Annotated in this window: 3 protein-coding genes; all 3 read left to right on the top strand. The window is 27.9% G+C overall.

What is annotated here, in order from left to right:
- Nucleotides 1-293: 293 nt before the first annotated feature.
- The 3 genes from KQI42_RS20545 to KQI42_RS20535 all read left to right on the top strand — a co-directional run bounded on the left by KQI42_RS20545 (nucleotide 294) and on the right by KQI42_RS20535 (nucleotide 2757).
- A complete protein-coding gene (locus KQI42_RS20545) occupies nucleotides 294-1037 on the top strand; it encodes a SagB/ThcOx family dehydrogenase (RefSeq protein WP_216522675.1) in 744 nt (247 codons plus the stop codon).
- A gap of 281 nt (nucleotides 1038-1318) precedes the next feature.
- Nucleotides 1319-1828, top strand: a complete 510-nt coding sequence (locus tag KQI42_RS20540) for a sigma-70 family RNA polymerase sigma factor (protein ID WP_216522672.1) — start codon at nucleotides 1319-1321, stop codon at nucleotides 1826-1828.
- A gap of 2 nt (nucleotides 1829-1830) precedes the next feature.
- The gene (locus KQI42_RS20535) at nucleotides 1831-2757 is read left to right on the top strand and encodes a DUF4179 domain-containing protein (RefSeq protein WP_216522670.1); all 927 of its coding nucleotides are present in this window, start codon (nucleotides 1831-1833) and stop codon (nucleotides 2755-2757) included.
- The last annotated feature ends 140 nt before the right edge of the window (nucleotides 2758-2897 follow it).

Genomic DNA, 2897 nt, shown 5'->3' with positions numbered 1-2897 from the left:
TAATGAAGAGTATTTAAATCCAGTGAGGATTAAGGTAGTATAAATGTAAACTGTGAGCACTTGCTTTCAGCATAGGGCGTACTTGGACACGCCAAAAAGAATAAGGCTTCCTAAGTAATCAGGTTGAAAAGTAATAGCAAACTTCTTTACGAAAAAGAATCCCCCATCTTCTATAAGTGGGGGAGGGTTCAAATGATATCATATAAAATGGGTTGTTGTATTCAGTTTCATATAACTAATAGTAATCATTGCTAAATAAAGTCAATTTTTAAAAAATTTAAGGAGATGATAAGATGTCTAGAGGTATTGGAAAAGAGTTCATGGAAAAAACAAAATACAAGTATTTAGAAGAAAGTGATCAAGAGAAAGGGTTAGATCAACCTCCTTTGCAATCAGAGTATAATTCTGATTCAATATTAATAGATTTACCATCAGCAAATAATCTTAAGATTAAAAATATAAATTTAAGAGAAGCCATAGAATCCAGAAAAAGTTTAAGGACATATAGTGATGTTTCTTTAACATTAGAAGAACTTTCATATCTATTATGGTGTACCCAAGGAGTAAAGGAAGTTATACCAAGACCCGCAACTTTAAGAAATGTTCCGTCAGCCGGTGCAAGACATTCCTTTGAAACTTATTTACTTATAAATAAGGTAGAGGGATTAAAGCCAGGATTATATAGATATTTAGCCATAGAACATAAACTTATGGAAGTAAATTTAGATTCAAATATAACTGAGAAAGTTGTTTTTAGTTGTTCAAAACAGAACTTTATTGAAAAAAGTGCTGTGACTTTTATTTGGAGTAGTTCTGTTTATAGAATGAAATGGAGATATGGAGAAAGAGGCTATAGATATATACATTTAGATGCAGGCCATGTATGTCAAAACTTGTACTTAGCAGCAGAAAATATTGATAGTGGTGTTTGTGCCATTGCAGCTTTTGACGATGATGAAATCAATAAATTACTTGGATTAGACGGAGAAGACCAGTTTGTTGTCTATGTGGCGGCTTTAGGAAAAAGAGTATTATAGATGTAAAAATATTTTTCTATATAAATTAAGGATTTGAAAATAAAATTGTTAAAAGTATTTATTAAATATGCAATAGAGCTAAACAGAGCCTAGATTTAGGTTCTGTTTTTTTATATATCAAAAATATAAAAAAATATTTTTGAAACTTTTTTTGTTTTAATCTTGTCTAATATTATAGAAGATGTAAAACAAGGATAAATTAAGTTACATGTAAACTTATAAAATAATATTAAATGATAAACATGAGGATTTATATATTCAGATGAAGAGGTGATTAAAGATTGGAATTTAAAGAGAATGTTAAAAAGGCTATTAAGGGAAATAAGGATAGCTTTACCATAATAATTCAAAGTAGAAAAGAAAAACTTTATAGAATTGCATATAGTTATGTTAGAAATCAAGAGGATGCACTAGATATAGTTCAGGAAACAGTGTATAAAGCTTTTATATCTATTAATACTCTTAAAAATCCTGAGTACTTTGATACTTGGATCGTGAGAATACTTATAAACAATTCTATTAATTACATGAAGCAGAATAAAAAGGTTTTATATCTTGAAGATGAAAAATCTCCGAAGATGGAAAGTTATAATTCTGTAGAATATTTAGATCTATACGATGCACTAAATAGATTAGATGATAAGCTAAAGACAATAATTATATTAAAATATTTTGAGGATTTAACCATTAGAGAAATAGCTGATATTTTAGGAGAACCTATAAACACAGTAAAAACAAACCTTTATAGAACTCTGAAAAAATTAAAAATAAGTATAGGAGAGGAGGAATAAAAATGTTTGATGATAAAGTTTTAAAAGAATTAAAAAAAGAATATGACAAAATAGAAATTCCTAATAATATAGATGATTATATAGAAAAGGCCATAGAAAGGGGTTCAGTTGAAATGCAAATGAGTAAAAGAAAAAATAAATGGGTGAAATGGGTAGGTAGTGCTGCTGCTGTATTTACAATTTTTACAATTAGTATAAATACTATTCCTGCTGTTGCTAATACCATGATTGATATACCTGGAATAGGAAAACTTGTTCAAGTTCTTAAGTTTGAAAAGGGAAGCGGAATTGGAGGAAATATAACTGATGGAACTGATGTTAACTTTATAGCACTAAATAAAGATAAAGATATAGAAAATATAGTTATAAATTTTTCTAAAGAAGATAAAATAGAAGACTTAGCTAGCCATTTTAAAGTTGATTATTCAGAGTATCCATATACTTTAACTTTCACTATTTCAGGGGCAAGGAAATTCTCAGCAGAAAAAGACTTAAAGGAATTGAAAAACAGTAATATAATAAAAGATGCTTATAGTTTAATAACACTAGATGATTCTATGATACGATTTTCTATTACTTTAAATGAAGCCGTTGATTATGAAGTTAAAGAATATAAAGAGCCTGGACAGGTAGTAGTAACCTTAAGACCAGGTGAACAAAAAGATAATAAAAGAATCTATTCCATAAGAAGTAAATCTTATGAATTTGGGGAAACCTTAGGCATTATGGAAGAAGAATTATATGAATTAGAAGGATTAAGAATTTTAAAAGATCAAAATGGAACATTCATAGTAGAAGCAGGATATTTTGATACTCTTAAAAAAGCAGAAAATAAAAAAGAAGAATTGGAAAAAGAATATGAGTCCATATCTGAATTTGTCATAGAAGAAAGAGAGATCAAAGATATTCCAAAACAAATAGTAAAATAAAAAATAAAATGAGTCAGCCTTTGATATGATACTTCCAAAGTAGACAGTTTAATTAATTTAAAATAGACTATCTACTTGGAGGTATTTTTTATGGGAAGAAAACCAAAGTATAGTAAAGAAATAAAGATTAAAGCATGTAA

Source organism: Tissierella simiarum, assembly GCF_018917865.1.
Taxonomy (GTDB): domain Bacteria; phylum Bacillota; class Clostridia; order Tissierellales; family Tissierellaceae; genus Tissierella_C; species Tissierella_C simiarum.
Note: the sequence above shows the minus strand (reverse complement) of the source record. Positions and strands in the feature narration are given on the sequence as shown.